We start from the raw sequence: 16,192 nt of genomic DNA on the forward strand, positions 1-16,192 counted from the left end.
ACGTCGCTGCGATCAACGTTCTGCCCGTTCGACGACGGCGCCCCAGACCAGCCGGGGCGGTCAGGTGAGGGCGAGCTGGGCGTCGAGGCCGGCGCGGCGACGCCACCAGTCCTGGCCGGACTCGGGGAGGGTGTGGATCGGGTCGTAGTACTCGTAGGTGCGGGTGAGGGCCTCGGCGTCGGTGGCCTCGATCGAGGTCCGGTAGTTCTTGGTCCAGCCGGACACGCCGCGCTCGGTGTCGTACGTCGTCACCTGGTGCACCCACCGCTTGCCGACGAACGGGACGTCGCAGACGATCCGCGGGGTCGCGAAGCCGGGCAGGTAGCCCATGATCGCGGTCTGCAGCCGCTGGGCGTCGGCGAGCGAGACCCGCCAGTGCTCGGCGGCGGGGATCATGTCGCACATGTAGAAGTAGTAGGGCATGACGCCCGCACCGTCGAGGAGCGCGAAGCACAGGTCGAGCAGCGCGTGCGGGTCGGCGTTGACGCCGTCGAGGAGCACGCCCTGGTTGCGCACGTCGCGTACGCCGGCCTCGAGCATCGCCCGCGCCGCGTCGGCGACCAGCGGGGTGACCGAGTGCGCGTGGTTGGCGTGGGTGTGGATCGCCAGCGAGACGCCGCGCGCACGGGCGAGCCCGGCGACACGCTCCATGCCGGCGCGCACGTCGTCCTGCAGCCAGTGCTGCGGCAGCCCGACCAGCGCCTTGGTGGCGAGCCGGATGTCCCGGATGTTCTCGACCTCGAGCAGGGCGGTCACGAACGCCTCGAGCCTCGGCCACGGCATGTTCGCGACGTCGCCCCCGGAGACGACGACGTCCCGCACGGCGGGGGTGCGGCGCAGGTAGTCGAGCATCGCCTCGAGCCGGTCGTTCGGCTTGGCGAGGAACTTCAGCTTGTCCACCGCCGGGGTGGAGTTGCCGACGAGGTCCATCCGGGTGCAGTGGCCGCAGTACTGCGGGCACGTCGGCAGCAGCTCGGCGAGCACCTTGGTCGGGTAGCGGTGGGTCAGCCCCTCGGCGACCCACATGTCGTGCTCGTGCAGCGAGTCGCGGCTCGCGTAGGGGTGCGAGGGCCAGTCGGTGCGGCGGTCGGAGAAGACCGGGATCATGTAGTGCCGCAGCGGGTCGCCGTAGAACGCCTCCGTGAAGGAGCCGGGGCCGGCGGGCACGGCGTGGGGGACCATCGTGTTCACCATCTGCGGCGGCACGAGCATCGACATCGTGGCGCGCTCGCGCTGGTCGCGCTCGAGGTCGGCGTAGAACCGCTCGTCGATCAGGTCGCCCATCAGGTCGCGCAGCTGCTTGACGTTCTTGACGCAGTGGGCGCGCTGCCACTGGACCGACTCCCACTCGGCGCGGGTCACGTCGCGCCAGCCGGGGAAGCGGGTCCAGTCGGGCTCGACCAGCTCGACCCGGCGGTAGGGGTAGGGCTGCCCGGTCTCCAGGCCGATCGACGTCTCGATGCTCATGTGACCACGCTAACGGATGATCTGCGCCATATCCACGCACATGCCGCAGGATCTTCTGCTCACGCCAGTCGGCTGGCCTCCAACGTCCGGCGGACGACCGGGTCGGACGCGTCCCGTCCGTACCGCCACCGGAACACCGCCTCGACCACGTCCCGAAGCGGCGCGTCGTCACCGGCACCGAGCGGTGTGTCCATGAGCAGCAGCCGGGGCGCGTGCCCGTCGTCGTGCGGAGGCTCGTACTCGCGCACCGGCAGCAACCGGCCGCCGAGCCGCTCGTAGAAGACGATGCGCCGGCGGTGCTCCTCGACGAGTGCGGGGGAGAGGCCCGGCTCGTCGGGGTCCTCGACGTCCCACACCAACCGGGTGCGCCCCTCCGCGGCCAGCAGCGCGGCCAGGTCGGCCCACATCGCCGAGCCGGTGCCACGACCCCGCCGGCCGACGGCGTAGTAGCGCAGGAACGTCCACGACGTCGGACCGAGGTCCCGCACCAGCGCGAGGCCGGCCGGGCCGTCCGCGTCGACGTACACCAGCAGCCGGTCGACCAGGAGGTCCTCGAACGGCGCCTGCAGCTCGTCCGGGAAGGCACCCTCGTAGATCGCCCGCACCGCCGCGAGGTCGCCCGTCGACAGCGAGCCGGCCTCGACCAGCCGCCCCTCCGGCGCGCTCATCCGTGCACCAGCCGTCCGCCGAGCACCGTGCGCAGCACCTCGATGTCGCGGATCCGCGACGGGTCGACGGTCGCCGGGTCGTCGGAGAGCACCGCCAGGTCCGCCAGCCGCCCGGGCAGCACCTGGCCGCGCTCGTGCTCCTGGTGGGAGGCGTACGCCGACCCCAGCGTGTACGCCGTCAGCGCCTCCAGCCCCGTCATCGCCTCCTCGCGGCCCAGCGGCTGCCCGCCGTCGGTGGTGCGGTTGACCAGGTCGTGGATGCCGAGCAGCGGGCGGCCGTCGACCACCGGTCGGTCCGAGCTGCCGGGGACCACGATCCCCGCGTCGAGCAGCGACCGGCCGCGGTAGGCCCAGCCGGCCCGCTCCGGCCCGAGCGCGCGCAGCATCCCGTCGCCGATCTCGCCGACGAACCGCCCCTGCGGCACGGGCACGACGCCGAGCGCGGCGGCGCGCGTGACCTGGTCGGGCCGGGCGACTCCGAAGTGCTCGACCCGGTGGCGCACGTCCGGGCGCGGCCAGCGGCGCTGCGCCTCGTCGTACGCGTCGAGGACGAGGTCGATCGCGGCGTCGCCGATCGCGTGGGCGGCCACCCGCCACCCGGACCGGTGGGCGTCGAGGATGCGGGTGCGCAGCGCGTCGGCGTCGTCCTGCAGGTAGCCGCGCGAGCCGGGCGTGTCCGCGAAGTCCTCGGTCAGCGCGCACGTGTGGCCGATCAGCGACCCGTCCGAGAAGACCTTGACCGGGCCGAGCCGAAGCCGGTCGTCGCCGAGGCCGGTCCTGATGCCGAGGTCGAGCCCGAGCGGCATCCCGTCCGCCTCGTGGGCGGGCACCGGGTGCAGGACGTCCGCGGCGACCATCAGCTCCACGCGGACCGGCAGCCGGTCGGCGTCGCGCGCGGCCTGGTAGGCCGCGACCTCGACCGGGCTCTTGCCGATCCAGCCGCCGCCGACGCCGGCCTCGACGACGCTGGTGATGCCCTCGGCGAGGTAGGCGCGGCCGGCCCGCTCGATGGCGTCGACGAGGGTCGCGACGGGGTAGGGGAGGACCAGCCGGGAGAGCAGCGACTGCGCCTGCTCCTGCAGCAGCCCGGTCGGGCGGCCGGCGGCGTCGGTGACGACCAGCCCGCCCGGCACGTCGACGGGAGCGTCGGCCAGGCCCAGGTCGGCCAGGACCGCGGAAGAGACCACGCACATGTGGCCCGAGGTGTGCTTCAGCCAGACCCGCCGGCCACCGGCCGCTCGGTCGAGCGCGTCCCGGTCGGGGTGCGCGCCGATCTTGTTCTCGTCGTAGCCCGACCCGACGACCCACGCGTCGGGCCCGAGCGTCGCGGCGCGGGCGGCCACCGCCTCGTAGAGGTGGTCGAGCGACGCCACCGGAGGTCCACCTCCGCGAGCGCCAGCCCGTGCCAGGCCATGTGGTTGTGCGCGTCGTGGAAGCCCGGCACCACGACGGCGCCGTCGAGGTCGACGACCCGGCGCGCGGCCACGTCCTCGAGCGCCACGACGCGGCCACCGAGCACCGCGACCGACGAGGCCACCGCGGAGTGGTCGGGTCCGCCGAGCGTCCGCACGCGGGCGTTGGTCAGCAGCAGGTCGGCCTGCAGCGTGCCGCTCACGTGAGCTGCGCCTTCGCCACCCGGTGCGAGGCCGTCAGCGGCAGTTCGTCGCGCACCGCCCACCGCGAGGGCACCTTGAACGCCGCGAGCCGCTCGGAGCACCACGAGCCGAGCACCGCTGGGACGTCCGCCTCGGGTAGGCCCGGCGCGACGACGTACGCCATGACCTCCTCGCCGCGCACCTCGTCGGGCACGCCGACGACGGCCGCGAGCCGCACCTCGGGATGGGCCATCAGCACCTCCTCGACCTCGTGCGCGGCGACGTTCTCCCCGCTGCGCCGGATCATGTCCTTGAGCCGGCCCTGGAGGAAGACCCGGCCGTGCTCGTCGATCCGGGCGAGGTCGCCGGTCGGGAACCAGCCTTCGCGGAACGGGTCGGGGTGGCCGAGGTAGCCGGTCATCATCCCCGGCCCGCGCAGCCACAGCTCGCCGTCGACGACCCGCGCCTCCCGGTGGCCGGCGGGTCGCCCGAGGCTGCCGGTGCCGACCAGGACGTCGTGGTCCTCGGCGGTGACGCGGATGTCGGCGCCGGTCTCGGTCATGCCGAACGCCTCGTACCACCCCACGCCCCACCGCTCCTCCAGCGCCGCGTGCAGCGCCGGCGGGATCGCCGAGCACTGCACGGCGCGGACGCGGTGGTCGCGGTCGGCGGGGTCCGGCGGCATCTTGTGCAGCAGCACCGGCATCGAGGCCAGGCAGTAGAAGTACGTCACGCCGTGCGCGCGCACGCGCTCCCAGAACGTCGAGGGGTGGAAGCCGTCGAGCACGACCAGGTGCGCACCCGAGAGCAGCGCCGCCACGACGTTCCACTGCGGGTCGACGTAGTGGAACGGCTGCGCGGTGAGCATGACGTCGTCACTCGTCAGGTGCGGGAACTCCCGGAGCATCGAGCCGCCGAGCGTCGTCCAGTACTCGTGGGTGAGCAGGCAGCCCTTCGGCCTGCCGGTCGTGCCGGAGGTGTACTGCACGTTGACGACCGCCTCGGGGTCCACCGGACCCTGGTCGTACGCCGACGCGTCGGCGGGCTCCGCGTCCAGCTCGGCGAGCAGCACCACGTGCGGCGGGCGCGCGAGCCCGTCGAGCACGGCTCGATGCTCGTCGGTGGTGACCGCCAGCCGCACGTCGGCGTCGTCGACGAGGTGCTGGGCGTCGGCGGAGCGGTAGCGGACGTTCAGCGGCACGATCGCCGCGCCGAGCCGCGCCAGTGCCAGCCAGGTCAGCGGGAAGCCCGGCTCGTTGCCGACCATCACCGCGACGTGGTCGCCGGCAGCGACGCCCAGCGCCCGCAACCCCGCGGCGTACGCCGCCGTCCGCTCGGCCACCTCGGCGAAGGTGAGTCGGGTGGTGCTCCCGTCGGCGGCCTCGAACGTCCACGCCGGCCGGTCCGGCCAGGTGGCGGCCGCGGTCTCGACCGCTGCGACCAGGTCGGCGGGCAGCTGGTCGGGAACCCGCTCAGCCACGGACGAACTCCGTGCGCGGAGCCTCGCCCTCGCCCGACAGCGACGTGAGGACGGCGTGGTCGACCTCGCGGGCCAGCGCCTCGCCGAAGGTCGCGTCGAGGCCCTGGTCCAGCACCTGCTTGGCCAGGCTGACCGCCAGCGGCGGCCGGTCGGCCAACTGACGGGCGAGGTCGAGCGCGACCGTCTCGTGCTCGCCGGGCGGCACCGCCCGGGCGACCATGCCGATCCGCGCCGCCTCCGCGCCCGAGATGCGCTCGCCGAGCAGCAGCAGCTCCTTGGCGCGGGCCCAGCCGACGAGGTGGGGGAGCAGTCGCGAGATCCCGCCGGTCACCGACAGCCCGACGCCGACCTCGGGGAAGCCGAAGGCGGCGTCCTCGGTCGCGACGACGACGTCGCAGGCCAGCGCGAACTCGCAGCCGGCGCCGAGCGCGTAGCCGTGCACCGCGGCGACCACCGGCGCGGGCAGCTCGCGGACCAGGCGGGTCACGTCCTGGATCGCCTCGAGCCGGGCGCGCGTCTGCAGCACGGTCTCGACCGGCGGCTCCTCCTTGAGGTCGTGGCCGGCGCAGAACGCCCGCCCGTTGCCGCTCAGCACGACCGCCCGCACCTCCTCGGCGAGCGCGCGCCGCAGCGCGGCGACCAGCCCGTCGGTCAGCTCGGCGGTGACGGCGTTGAGCCGCTCCGGCCGGTCCAGGACGATCCGGGCGACCGCCCCGTCGCGCTCGTAGTGGACGACCACCGTCCGCCTCCCTCATCTGTCGACGCCCGCACTTCCGATCGATCGATCGATCGGGCATCCTGACGGTAGGCCGCGACCGGCGGCCGGCACAAGCAGCGGAAGGGGACCGGCGTGGCGGGAGCGGCCGACCGGGTGCGCGAGGCGGCGCTCGACCTCTTCGCGGAGCGCGGCTTCCACGGCGTCGGCATCCGCCAGCTCGCCGAGCGCGCCGGGCTCTCGTCGGCCTCGCTCTACCACTACATGGGGACCAAGACCGACCTGCTCGCCGCGATCATGCGTGAGTGCCTCGGACGCCTGGTCGCCGACGCCGAGGCGGCTGCCGCCGAGCACGCGGACCCGACGTCCCGCGTCGAGGCGCTGGTCCGTGCGCACGTGGTCAGCCACGCCGAGCAGCCCCGGGAGACCCGGGTCGTCGACGGCGAGCTCGCCGCGCTGACGGGGGAGGCGCGGGCCGAGGTGGTCGCGCTGCGCGACCGCTACGAGCGGGTCTGGCAGGACGCGATCGACGCCGGGACGGCCGGGGGCGCCTTCACGGTCGGCTCGCCGGCCGTCGCCCGCCGGGCGTTGCTGGAGATGTGCAGCGGCGTCGCGCGGTGGTACGACGCCACCGGCCCGATGCCGCTGGCCGAGCTGGCCGACACCTACGCCGCGCTCGCGCGCCAGCTGCTCGGCGTACCGACGGCACCTGCGGGCAACGGGAGCGACGCCCCGGCGTAGCGTTACCGGGCCCGGCACCCGACCTCCAGGAGGATCTCCGTTGAGCACCGACGCTCCGCTGTGGGCAGGCTCGTACGCACCCGGGGTGCCGCTCCACCTGGACTACCCGGACCGCTCGCTGGTCGACCAGCTCGAGCTGACCGTCGAACGGCACGCGGAGCGGGTGGCGCTGGACTTCCTGGGCCGGACGACGACGTACGCCGAGCTGGCCGACCAGGTCGAGCGGGTCGCGGAGGGCCTGCGCCGGCTCGGTGTCGGACCGGGGGACCCGGTCGCGCTGCTCATGCCGAACTGCCCGCAGCACGTCGTCGCCTTCCACGCCGTCGTCCGCCTCGGCGCGGTCGTGGTCGAGCACAACCCGCTCTACACGAGCGAGGAGCTGCGCGCGCCGTTCGCCGACCACGGCGCCCGGGTCGCCGTCGTGTGGGACAAGGTCGTGCCGGTGGTCGACGCGCTGCGGGAGGGGTCCGCGCTCGAGCACGTCGTCGCGGTCGACCTCACCGCCGCGCTGCCGCTGGGGAAGCGGCTCGCCCTGCGGCTGCCCGTCGCCAAGGCGCGCCGGGCTCGCGCCGAGCTGACCGCCCCGGCGCCGGGCGCCGTGCCGTGGGCCGACCTGGTCACCGCGCCGCCGGTCGCCGGCGACCACCCGCGGCCGACCGCCGACGACGTCGCCCTCGTGCTCTACACCTCGGGGACCACCGGCATCCCCAAGGGCGCCGAGCTGCGCCACCGTAACCTGGTCGCCAACTGCGTGCAGGGCCGCGCCTGGGTCTCCGGGCTGCGCGAGGGCGAGGAGACCTTCCTGGTCGCCCTGCCGCTGTTCCACGCCTACGGCGTCACCGTGTCGGTCCTGCTCGGCGTCATGCTGGGCGCCCGGCTGGTGCTGCTGCCCAAGCCCGACGTCGACCTGGTGCTCGACGCCGTCGGCCGCCGCGTGCCGACATTCGTCCCGGCCGTGCCGCCGCTCTACCGGAAGATCGCCGAGGAGGCGCAGCGGCGGGGCGTCTCGCTGCAGGGCATCCGCTACGGCCTGTCCGGCGCGATGCCGCTCCCCGCCGAGCTGGTCGAGCGCTGGGAGGCGACGACCGGCGGTCTGCTGGTGGAGGGCTACGGGCTGACCGAGACCTCCCCGGTCATCGTCGGCAACCCGATGTCGACCAGGCGGCGGCCAGGCGCGATCGGCGTGCCGTTCCCGGACACCGAGGTCCGCGTCGCCGACCGCGACGACCCGGACCGCGACGTCGCGCTGGGCGAGCCCGGCGAGCTGCTCGTTCGCGGCCCGCAGGTCTTCGCCGGCTACCGCGGCCGCCCGGAGGAGACCGATGCCGCCTTCCACGACGCCTGGTTCCGCACCGGTGACGTGGTGACGATGAGCGAGGACGGCTTCCTCACCGTCGTCGACCGGGTCAAGGAGCTGATCATCACCGGCGGCTTCAACGTGTACCCCAGCGAGGTCGAGGCGGCGCTGCGCACCCACGCCGACGTGGCGGACGCCGCCGTCGTCGGCGTGCCCGACGGGTCGGGCAGCGAGCAGGTCGTCGCCGCGGTCGTGGCCGCGCCCGGTCGCACCCCCGACCCCGCGGCCCTCGACGCGCACGCGCGTGCCGCGCTCACGGCGTACAAGGTGCCGCGGCGCTACGTCGTCCTCGACGAGCTGCCCACCAACCCGATGGGCAAGGTGCTGCGCCGCGAGGTGCTCGCCCTCGTGCGGGAGCGCCAGGAGGCCGGCCCCGCGGTCTAGCCAGCGGGTCCGGTCGTCTGGACCGGTCCTCGGCGGGTCGCGGGCGCGACACGCCGTGGGGCCGAAGATTTTTCACCCGGTTGGGCGATGCAGGCACCGTTCCTGACCTGCCGTTTTGCGCGTCGGCGCAGGTCAGCAGCACGTTGACACGGGGCGGCGTCGGAGGCGAGTGTGTGCCGTCCGCCCAGGCAGATCGTGGCCGCGGACCGACGTCCGAGTGACCGGGCCGGGGGGTGTGGTGCCCAACGCCGCTCCAGCCCTGTTCGCGGAGGTCGGTCCGCCCCGCGAGGGTGGACGTGGAGCAGCCCCCGACCCCCCTAGACAACTTCCCGGCGCCGGCAGCCAGCAGCGGCCGGGATGGCCCGAAGGGGTTCGGGGGCGCTCCGCTGCCCCAGGTGCGGCCGGATACGGTCGTCCTCGTGCTGAAGCGGTGCCTCGCCGCCCTCGTGGCCGGCCTCCTCCTGGCGCTCGCCTTCGAGCCCGTCGCCGCGGCGTACGTCGTGCCCGTCGCCGTCGCGGGCTTCGCCCTTGCCACCCGCGGGCTGCGCGCCCGGTCCGGGTTCGTGGTGGGTCTGGTCTTCGGCGTCGCGTTCTACTTCCCGCACATCCACTGGATGACCGCCGTCGGCACCGACGCATGGCTGGCGCTGGCCGGGGTCGAGTCCGTGTTCTACGGCCTGCTCGGCGCCGCCGCGGCGTACCTCCATCGCCTGCCCGCCTGGCCGCTCTGGCTCGCCGCGGCGTGGACCACGATGGAGGTCTGGCGCAGCGGCTGGCCCTTCAGCGGCATGCCGTGGGGCCGGCTCGCGTTCGCCGCCGCCGACACCCCCGTCGCGCCGGCCCTGGCGTACGTCGGGATGGTCGGCCTCAGCGCGCTGCTGGCGCTCCTGGGCTGCCTGCTCGCGGCGCTCGTGCTGGCGCTGGTGCGGGCGCGAGAGCCCGCCGGAGGACGGAGGGCCTTCGTGTCCGGCGCGGTCCTCGCCGGGGTCGCGCTGGTGACGGTGCTGCCGGCGCTGGTGCCCTTCGAGCCGGGCGACGACGGAGACGTGACCGTCGCGGCCGTCCAGGGCGACGTGCCGGGACCGGGCAACGACATCCTCTACGACTACCGCGGCGTGACCGACAACCACGTCGAGGCGACCGTCGCGCTCGCCGACGACGTGGCCGCGGGTCGGTCGGCCCGCCCGGACTTCGTGGTCTGGCCGGAGAACTCCACCGCCGTCGACCCCTTCGCCGACGCCGCGACCAACGCGGCGATCCGGCGCGCGGTGGAGGCGGTCGGCGTACCCGTCCTGGTGGGCGCGATCGTCGACGCGGGCGAGACCAACGTGCTCAACCAGGGCATCGTGTGGGACCCGGTGACGGGGCCGGGGGAGCGGTACACCAAGTGGCACCCGGTGCCCTACGGCGAATACATCCCGTTCCGCGAGTTCTTCACCGGGCAGTTCGGCCGGCTAGCGATGATCCCGCGCGACATGATGAGCGGCACCCGCGAGACGCCGCTGACCATCGCCGGCACCGCGGTGGGCGACGCGATCTGCTTCGACGTCGCCTACGACGACGGCATCCACGCCCAGGTGCGCAACGGCGCCGAGCTGCTCGCCGTGCAGACCAGCAACGCGACGTTCATCGAGACCGACCAGATCGACCAGCAGTTCGCCATCACCCGGCTCCGGGCGATCGAGACCGGCCGGACCGTCGTGGTCGCCGCGACCAACGGCGTCTCGGGCATCATCACGCCCGACGGCGAGGTCGTCACCAGCGCGGCGCCGCGCACGCAGGAGGTGCTCCTCGCCGAGGTCGGCCTGTGGTCGGGCACCACGCCGGGCGTGCTGGTCGGACCGTGGGTCGGCCGGGGCGCCGCCGTGCTCACGGGTCTCGGCCTGCTGTGGTCCGTGCTCACGTATCGTCGGCGGCGGGAGACGCCCGTGCCCGCCGCTCCGGCGGGGCCGGGGAGCGAGGAGCAGGGGAGCGTGCGGTGAGGGAGCCCCGGGGCCGGGTCGTCATGGTCGTGCCGACCTACGACGAGGCCGAGAACATCGCGTGGATCATCGGGCGCCTGCGCACCGCGGAGCCCGACGTCGACGTGCTCGTCGTCGACGACTCCTCGCCCGACGGCACCGGCGAGATCGCCGACCGGCTCGCGGCCGAGGACGACCACGTGCACGTCCTGCACCGCACCGCCAAGGGCGGCCTCGGCGCGGCGTACCTCCACGGCTTCGCCTGGGCGCTGGAGCAGGGCTACGACGTCATCGGCGAGATGGACGCCGACGGCTCCCACCAGCCCGAGCAGCTGCACCTGCTGCTCGACGCACTCGCCGACGCGGACCTGGTCATCGGGTCGCGGTGGGTCCGCGGCGGGTCGGTGGTCAACTGGCCGCGGCGCCGGGAGGCGCTCTCGCGCGGCGGCAACCTCTACGTCCGGCTGCTGCTCGGTGTCTCCGTGCGCGACGCGACCGCGGGCTACCGCGTGTTCCGCCGCGAGACGCTCGAGAAGATCGACCTGTCCGCCGTGCGGTCGACCGGCTACGTCTTCCAGACCGACCTCGTCGCCCGCACCCTCGCCGCCGGCCTCCGGGTCGTGGAGGTGCCCATCGAGTTCGTCGAGCGCGAGCGCGGGGACTCCAAGATGAGCGGCGCGGTCGCCACCGAGTCGCTCAAGCGGATCACGCAGTGGGGGCTCGCCGAGCGACGCGACCAGCTGCGCCGCGCCCTGCAGCGGAGGCGCGGATGAGCCCGCGCGCAGGAGCTGCCGGTACGCCGCGGCGCCGGCGCTGGACGTGGGTGCTGCTGGTCGCCTTCGTCGGGGTGCCGCTGCTCGAGATCTTCGCCCTGGTCCAGGTCGGCCAGGTCATCGGCGCGTGGTGGACGATCCTCCTGCTGGTCCTCAACAGCGCCGTCGGCGCCTGGTTGGTGCGCCGCGAGGGCGCCCGCGCCTGGACCGCGCTGAGCACCACCCTGGCCTCCGGGCGGCTGCCCGCCCGCGAGATCGCCGACGGCGCGCTGGTGCTCATCGGCGGCACGCTGCTGCTGACGCCGGGCTTCGTCACCGACGCCCTCGGCGTCCTGCTCATCCTGCCGGTGACCCGCCCGCTGTTCCGCGGCCTGCTCACCTCGGCGGTCACCCGCAGGCTCGTCGTCCCCGGCCCCGGCATGCCGGGCTTCGGCACGCCCGGTCCGCGTCGTCCCGGCCCCGGGAACGACGGACGCCCCGGACCTGACGTGGTCCGGGGCGACGTGGTCGACGAGCCGTAGGGCTGCCGAGGAACTACTGGAGCCGACGAGCGGCTGGCTCAGCCGGCCTTGCGCTTCTTCGCGTTCGCGCGGTGCAGGTGGGCCGGGCCGATCTCGCCCCCGCGGAGCAGCTCGAGCCGCTCCTTGAGGATGTCCTCGAGCTCCTTCTCCGAGCGACGCTCGAGGAGCATGTCCCAGTGCGTGCGGGCCGGCTTCTCGGCCTTCTCCTCGGGGAGGATGCCGGCGGTGCTCAGCGCCTCGGCGCCGCAGCGCGGGCACTCCCAGACCGCCGGGATGTCGGCCTCGACCGACATGGTGATCTCGAACTCGTGGCCCTGCTTGCACCTGTAGCCGACCTGCTGGCGGGCGGCGAACTCGATGCCACGCTCGTCCTCGAAGCTCTGGCCTCCGAGCCGCGCTCCACGCAGTGTGCGCTCTGCCATGAGACGCCTCCCAAAATCTGATGCTCGATGCCTGATACGGCCGTTGACACTCGAAGTGCTCAACGGTACTGAGCCGCCCAGAATTCCGACAATCGAGCGGCGTCCGTCACCCCGGTGCCCCGCGTCGGGGGGCCCCACACGGCGGCGGCGGGCGTGAGGTTCATCGCGGCCCCGACGGACCTCACGGCTCCCCGACGAAATTCCATCGGGGATCCGTCAGGTTCACCGGGGCCCCGATGAACCTGACGACCACCCCGACCGCGCGCCTCAGACGACGGCCGGCATCTCGTTGCCGGCGTCGCGGATACCCTTGGCGGTGTCGACGCGCATCAGCAGGAGCCCGCCGACGACGAAGAACAGGATCAGGGCGAAGATCGCCGGCCGGTAGGAGTCGGTGAACTGGTAGACGAGGCCGAAGACGAGCGCGCCGAGCCAGGAGGTGCCGCGCTCCATCGCGTGGTAGAAGCTGAAGTACTCCGCCTCCTTGCCGCGCGGGACGAACAACGAGAAGTACGACCGGGCGAGCGCCTGGGTGCCGCCGAGGACCACGCCGATCGCGGCGCCGAGGAGCAGGAACGGCACGAGCGCGCCGTCGGGGATGAACAGCGCCGCGGTGACGATCAGGCACCAGATGACCAGGCCGACGAGGATCACCCTCTTCGCGCCGTACCGCCCCGCGGCCCGGCCGAAGGACAGCGCGCCGCCGATCGCGACGAGCTGCACGAGCAGGTAGGTGCCGAGGACGGTGCCGGTCTCGAAGCCGAGCTCCTTCTCGCCGTAGACCGCGGCCTGCCCGATGACGGTCTGGATGCCGTCGTTGAAGAACAGGTAGGCCACCAGGAACGTCAGCGCGACCGGGTAGTTGCGCAGCTCGCGCAGCGTCACCCACAGCTGCCCGAAGCTGCGCTGCACGACGCCACCCTCGACGTGCTCGACGTCCATGGGCGGGTGGTTGCGCAGCCGCCGCCAGGGGATGAGCGTGAACCCCGCCCACCACACGGCGGCCGACAGCATGCTCAGCCGCACCGCCATCCCTTCGGACAGGCCGAAGGTGTCGTGGGCGCTCACGACGACGAAGTTGACGGCCAGCAGGAGACCGCCGCCGGCGTACCCGAACGCCCACCCGCGGGAGGAGACCCGGTCGCGCTCGTGCTCGTCGGAGATCTGCACGAGGATCGCGTCGTTGAAGACCGCCGCCGCGCCGAAGCAGACGTTGGCGACCAGGAACGCCGCCACGCCGAGCTGCCAGTTGTCCTCGGTGACGAAGAACAGGACGGCCCCCGCCGCGGCCCCGGCCCACGCGAAGCCCGCCAGCAGGTCCTTCTTGCGGGCGGTCCGGTCGGCCACCGCCCCCAGGAGCGGCAGCAGGACGGCGGCGATGAGGGTCGAGGCGGTGATGACGTACGCCGGCAGCGACCCCGGCGCCAGGCTGAGCCCGAGCAACGAGACCCGGTCGCCGACGGCGTCCTCCTCGGCGACCGCGATCAGGTAGGGCCCGAACAGCACGCCGGCGACCGTCGTGGCGAACGCGCTGTTGGCCCAGTCGTACCAGTACCAGGCGCGCTGCTCGCGGACCCGGTTCAACGGCTCGAGGTGGGCGATCGGCCCGGGGCCGGGTGTCTGGTCGCTCGGGGTCTGGGTCATGCGCGTTCCCTCCACTGTCCTCGGCGGACGAGGACGTCCTTGAGCAGGTCGGTGCGGTCGGTCATCAGCCCGTCGACGCCGAGGTCGAGCAGGACCGCCATCTCCTCGGGGTCGTCGATGGTCCACACGTGGACGTGCTTCCCGGCGGCGTGCGCGCGCCGGACCAGGCCGGCCGTCGTCACCCGCCACCGGCCGCGCCGGTGCGGCACCTGCAGCGCCGCGACCCGCCCACGGGTCAGCCGGTCGGCCAGGCGGCCGCTGGGCAGCAGCCGGAACGCCAGGATCTCGGCCGGGGTCGCGGCGGTCGGCACGCGCCCGCCGGTCAGCTCACGGAACCGGCCGGTGCGTCGCTGGCCGAACGAGCCGACGAGCACCCGGTCGTGAGCGTCCCGCTCCTCGACGAACGCGGCCAGCGCGTCGACGGCACCGTCGGACTTCAGGTCGATGTTGAAGCGCGCGTCCGGGAACGCGTCGAGCAGCGACGCCAGGGTGGGGACCTCCTCGCGCCCGCCGACGAGCGCGCGGCGCACCTCGGCGTACGTCGTGTGCTCGATCGCCCCGCGGGCGTCGGTCACCCGGTCGAGCACCGCGTCGTGGAACGCGAGCAGCACGCCGTCGGCGGTCACGTGCACGTCGGTCTCGAGGTAGTCGTAGCCGAGCCCGACCGCGTGGGCGAAGGCCGCCCGGGTGTTCTCGAGCCCCTCGATCTCCGGGTGGTACGCCCCGCCCCGGTGCGCGAAGGCCAGCACCGCCCCCGGCGTCGCCAGCACCTCGTCGAGGAAGGCGAACCCGGTCCGAGGTGCGGTCACCGGAGCAGTATGGCTGCCCCCGGTCAGCGCGGCGCTCCGGCTCAGATGTCCCGGAAGGACTCGATGTTGGCGCCCAGGAGGTTGAGCCGTTCGGCGAGGTCCTCGTAGCCGCGGTGGATGACGTAGGTGCTGCGCAGCACCGAGGTGCCCTTGGAGGCGAGCATCGCCAGCAGGATGACGACGGCCGGGCGCAGGGCCGGGGGGCACATGAGCTCGGCGCCGGAGAACGACGTCGGGCCCTCGATCATCACCCGGTGCGGGTCGAGCAGCTTGACCCGGCCGCCGAGCTTGTTGAGGTCGGTGAGGTAGATCGCGCGGTTCTCGTAGACCCAGTCGTGCAGCAGCGTCTGACCGGTGGCGACCGCCGCGATGACCGCGAAGAACGGCAGGTTGTCGATGTTGAGGCCGGGGAACGGCATCGGGTGGATCTTGTCCAGCGGGGCGTGCAGCACCGAGGGGTGCGTGGTGATGTCGACCAGGCGGGTCTGGCCGTTGAGGGCGACGTACTCCTCGGAGCGGTCGTAGGAGAAGCCCATCTCCTCCAGCAGCGCCAGCTCGATCTCGAGGAACTCGATCGGCACCCGCTCGATGGTGATCTCCGACTGGGTGACGATGGCCGCCGCCAGCAGCGACATCGCCTCGATCGGGTCCTCGCTTGGGGCGTAGTCGACGTCGACGTCGATCTCGCTCACACCGGTGACGGTCAGCGTGGTCGTGCCGATGCCGTCGACGCGGACGCCGAGCTTCTGCAGGTAGAAGCAGAGGTCCTGGACCATGTAGTTGGACGAGGCGTTGCGGATGACGGTGGTGCCGGTGTGCAGCGCGGCGGCCATCAGCGCGTTCTCGGTGACGGTGTCGCCGCGCTCGGTGAGCACGATCGGCCGGTTCGGCTCGATCGCGCGGTCGACCTGCGCGTGGTACGACCCGTCGGTCGCCTTCACCTCGAGGCCGAAGGGGCGCAGCGCGGCCATGTGCGGCTCGACGGTGCGGGTGCCGAGGTCGCACCCGCCGGCGTACGGCAGCTCGAAGGTCTCGGCCCGGTGCAGCAGCGGGCCGAGGAACATGATGATCGAGCGGGTACGCCGCGCGGCGACCTCGTCGACCGCGCCGAGCTCCAGCTCGCGGGGCGGGACGATCTCCAGGTCGTTGTCCTCGTTGAGCCAGGTCGTCTGCACGCCGAGGCTGCCGAGCACCTCGAGCAGGCGGTTGACCTCCTCGATCCGGGCGACCTTGCGCAGCGTCGTGCGGCCGCGGTTCAGCAGCGAGGCGCACAGCAGCGCGACGCCGGCGTTCTTGGAGGTCTTCACGTCGATGCGGCCCGACAGCGTGGTGGGGCCGGTCACGCGCAGGTGCGTGGGGCCGGCGCCGAGGGCGACGATCTCGGAGTCGAGTGCCGCGCCGATGCGGGCGATCATCTCCAGCGAGAGGTTCTGCTGGCCCTTCTCGATCCGGTTGATCGCGCTCTGGCTGGTCGAGAGCAGGTCAGCCAGCTGGTGCTGGGTGAGTCCCCGGTGCTTGCGGGCGTCGCGGATGAGGTTGCCGATCCGGCCCTTGTAGTCCAGGGTCTGCGTCTGCGTCATGCCATCCACGGTAACTCACATGTGAGATAACGCCGATCTCGCCGGGAACGGCGTGTCGACGGCGTCGCTCGCCGA

Annotated in this window: 13 protein-coding genes and 1 pseudogene; 5 read left to right on the top strand and 9 right to left on the bottom strand. The window is 73.5% G+C overall.

From position 1 onward, the window contains the following. Positions 1-60: 60 nt before the first annotated feature. The 5 genes and pseudogenes from H7344_RS03090 to H7344_RS03110 form a co-directional block, all read right to left on the bottom strand. Entirely contained in the window at positions 61-1,467 is a 1,407-nt protein-coding gene (locus H7344_RS03090; protein WP_186344515.1) for a KamA family radical SAM protein, read from the bottom strand. A gap of 59 nt (positions 1,468-1,526) precedes the next feature. Continuing rightward, the gene (locus tag H7344_RS03095) at positions 1,527-2,135 is read right to left on the bottom strand and encodes a hypothetical protein (protein ID WP_186344516.1); all 609 of its coding nucleotides are present in this window, start codon (positions 2,133-2,135) and stop codon (positions 1,527-1,529) included. Next, a pseudogene (locus H7344_RS03100) lies at positions 2,132-3,549 on the bottom strand (amidohydrolase). Before H7344_RS03100 ends, H7344_RS03095 begins: the two are co-directional and overlap by 4 nt. Positions 3,550-3,746: 197 nt before the next feature. Further along, positions 3,747-5,210 (bottom strand): AMP-binding protein, encoded by a 1,464-nt coding sequence (locus H7344_RS03105; RefSeq protein ID WP_186344517.1) that lies wholly within the window; start codon positions 5,208-5,210, stop codon positions 3,747-3,749. Continuing rightward, positions 5,203-5,949: an enoyl-CoA hydratase/isomerase family protein gene (locus H7344_RS03110; protein ID WP_186344518.1), complete on the bottom strand. Its 747-nt coding sequence runs from the start codon at positions 5,947-5,949 to the stop codon at positions 5,203-5,205. Before H7344_RS03110 ends, H7344_RS03105 begins: the two co-directional genes overlap by 8 nt. A gap of 111 nt (positions 5,950-6,060) precedes the next feature. Between H7344_RS03110 and H7344_RS03115 the strand changes: the two genes are divergently transcribed. From H7344_RS03115 to H7344_RS03135, 5 genes are all read left to right on the top strand, one after another. Then, the gene (locus H7344_RS03115) at positions 6,061-6,666 is read left to right on the top strand and encodes a TetR/AcrR family transcriptional regulator (protein WP_186344519.1); all 606 of its coding nucleotides are present in this window, start codon (positions 6,061-6,063) and stop codon (positions 6,664-6,666) included. A 40-nt stretch (positions 6,667-6,706) separates the two neighbouring features. Beyond that, positions 6,707-8,407 (top strand): long-chain-fatty-acid--CoA ligase, encoded by a 1,701-nt coding sequence (locus H7344_RS03120; protein WP_186344520.1) that lies wholly within the window; start codon positions 6,707-6,709, stop codon positions 8,405-8,407. Positions 8,408-8,826: 419 nt separating this feature from the next. Continuing rightward, positions 8,827-10,389, top strand: a complete 1,563-nt coding sequence (gene lnt / locus H7344_RS03125) for an apolipoprotein N-acyltransferase (protein WP_186344521.1) — start codon at positions 8,827-8,829, stop codon at positions 10,387-10,389. 23 nt (positions 10,390-10,412) lie between these two features. After that, positions 10,413-11,141 carry a polyprenol monophosphomannose synthase gene (locus H7344_RS03130; RefSeq protein WP_186344641.1) on the top strand — a complete coding sequence of 243 codons (729 nt, stop codon included), beginning with the start codon at positions 10,413-10,415 and terminating at the stop codon, positions 11,139-11,141. Continuing rightward, positions 11,138-11,662: an FxsA family protein gene (locus H7344_RS03135; protein ID WP_186344522.1), complete on the top strand. Its 525-nt coding sequence runs from the start codon at positions 11,138-11,140 to the stop codon at positions 11,660-11,662. Before H7344_RS03130 ends, H7344_RS03135 begins: the two co-directional genes overlap by 4 nt. 38 nt (positions 11,663-11,700) lie before the next feature. Here the strand turns inward: H7344_RS03135 and H7344_RS03140 are convergent, their stop codons facing one another. The 4 genes from H7344_RS03140 to H7344_RS03155 form a co-directional block, all read right to left on the bottom strand. Beyond that, positions 11,701-12,084, bottom strand: a complete 384-nt coding sequence (locus H7344_RS03140; protein WP_166190949.1) for an RNA polymerase-binding protein RbpA — start codon at positions 12,082-12,084, stop codon at positions 11,701-11,703. A gap of 267 nt (positions 12,085-12,351) precedes the next feature. Then, positions 12,352-13,728: an MFS transporter gene (locus H7344_RS03145; protein ID WP_186344523.1), complete on the bottom strand. Its 1,377-nt coding sequence runs from the start codon at positions 13,726-13,728 to the stop codon at positions 12,352-12,354. Beyond that, on the bottom strand, positions 13,725-14,537 hold the full coding sequence (locus H7344_RS03150) for a glycerophosphodiester phosphodiesterase (RefSeq protein WP_186344524.1): 813 nt from the start codon (positions 14,535-14,537) through the stop codon (positions 13,725-13,727). The genes H7344_RS03145 and H7344_RS03150 overlap by 4 nt, the downstream gene beginning before the upstream one ends. Before the next feature lie 41 nt (positions 14,538-14,578). Further along, a complete protein-coding gene (locus H7344_RS03155) occupies positions 14,579-16,126 on the bottom strand; it encodes a UDP-N-acetylglucosamine 1-carboxyvinyltransferase (protein WP_373286504.1) in 1,548 nt (515 codons plus the stop codon). Positions 16,127-16,192 lie beyond the last annotated feature (66 nt).

The organism is Nocardioides deserti (genome assembly GCF_014266025.1).
GTDB classification, from domain to species: domain Bacteria; phylum Actinomycetota; class Actinomycetes; order Propionibacteriales; family Nocardioidaceae; genus Nocardioides; species Nocardioides deserti.

Coding starts and splice junctions, on each gene's coding strand:
- H7344_RS03090 (WP_186344515.1), bottom strand. CDS start 1,467: ATGAGCATCGAGACGTCGATCGGCCTGGAGACCGGGCAGCCCTACCCC.
- H7344_RS03095 (WP_186344516.1), bottom strand. CDS start 2,135: ATGAGCGCGCCGGAGGGGCGGCTGGTCGAGGCCGGCTCGCTGTCGACG.
- H7344_RS03130 (WP_186344641.1), top strand. CDS start 10,413: ATGGTCGTGCCGACCTACGACGAGGCCGAGAACATCGCGTGGATCATC.
- H7344_RS03135 (WP_186344522.1), top strand. CDS start 11,138: ATGAGCCCGCGCGCAGGAGCTGCCGGTACGCCGCGGCGCCGGCGCTGG.
- H7344_RS03140 (WP_166190949.1), bottom strand. CDS start 12,084: ATGGCAGAGCGCACACTGCGTGGAGCGCGGCTCGGAGGCCAGAGCTTC.
- H7344_RS03145 (WP_186344523.1), bottom strand. CDS start 13,728: ATGACCCAGACCCCGAGCGACCAGACACCCGGCCCCGGGCCGATCGCC.